Origin of the sequence: Pseudoduganella sp. RAF53_2, from assembly GCF_052113985.1 — a bacterium.
Classification (GTDB): Bacteria; Pseudomonadota; Gammaproteobacteria; order Burkholderiales; family Burkholderiaceae_D; genus Rugamonas.
Map to the genome: position 1 here is coordinate 1 of NZ_JBFRDW010001050.1, position 1,147 is coordinate 1,147.

Genomic DNA, 1,147 nt, shown 5'->3' on the forward strand with positions numbered 1-1,147 from the left:
CCCTGCGCCAGCGTGCCGAAAGCTTCGCGCAGATAAGGGCTGACACGGTAGGTACGAATCTCGTTCTGATTGGCGTTCGAATATGTGCTGTTGGAGACCTGAGGGCCGAACGCCGAGGCTGCGCGCTGCGTGATGGCAGCGGTGGCGTCCAGGAACAGCACATCGCTCACCAGGCGCGCCTTCAGATTTGCGTTCAGTTCGCGGTTGGCGCGGTCGTTGCCGTCGCGGCGCTCGCCGCTGTACAGGTAAAGGTGCTGCGCAAAGGTCATGCGAAATTGCACGCGCGGCGTGTCGTCGGTCAGCGTGAAGCCAGGCGTCAGAGTGCTGACGAAGCTGYCGTGCGCCTGTCCGGCCGGCGCCTGATTGACGTTGTCCGTATAGGTTTCACGCAGATCGACACCGGGAACGAAACGCCATTCGGCGCGGGCGGCCGGAGCCGCCAGCAACGCCGCCAGCGCGGAACATCCGAGAATGGGAAGGGCAGTCTTCGCCTTAGCCATAGTGATAGTCGTAAGTCTCCGTGCCTGGGAAGGAACGCGACTTGTTGTAAATCAGATTGACGTTGCTGCAGCCTTCCAGCTGGCGCAGCGACTCCTTGACCGCGTGCTGGGTGGTACGCTCGGCTTCCACCACCATGACGATCTGGCCCATATTGCTGGCCAACACGTGCGACTCGGAAGTCAGCAGCAGCGGTGGCGAATCGAAGATCACGATACGGTCCGGATAGCGGTTGGCGATTTCCATCACCAGCGCCTTCATGGTGTGCGAAGCCAGCAGCTCGGTCGCGCGCGGGTTGGCGGTACCGGCCGGCAGCAGGCTCAGGGTGTTGACGTTAGTGCGCAGCATGACGTCGGCCATGTCCAGCTTGTCGTCCAGCAGGATGTCCATCAGGCCGCGCTGGGCCGGCAGACCGAGGGTGCGCAGCACGGAAGGACGCGCCACGTCGGCATCGACCAGCAGCACCGTGTGGTCCAGTTCCATCGCAATACTCATCGCCAGATTGATGGCGGTGAAGGTCTTGCCTTCGCCCGGCAGCGAGCTGGTGATCATGATCAGGTTGCCCGGATTGTCGGTCGGCTTGCGCGGTGCAAAGGCGCGCTTGATCAGCGGGCGCTTGATGATACGGAAGTCTTCCACGATATTGGTG

The 1,147-nt window shown here is 62.4% G+C and carries 2 protein-coding genes; both read right to left on the bottom strand.

The annotated features are described in order from the left end of the window. Nucleotides 1-500, bottom strand: a 500-nt coding sequence (locus AB4Z11_RS32215) for a TIGR03016 family PEP-CTERM system-associated outer membrane protein (RefSeq protein ID WP_442030321.1), incomplete at its 3' end; no start/stop codon positions are given. Next, the coding region (locus AB4Z11_RS32220; RefSeq protein WP_442030323.1) for an XrtA-associated tyrosine autokinase at nucleotides 493-1,147 on the bottom strand (655 nt) is incomplete at its 5' end. The genes AB4Z11_RS32215 and AB4Z11_RS32220, both read right to left, overlap by 8 nt.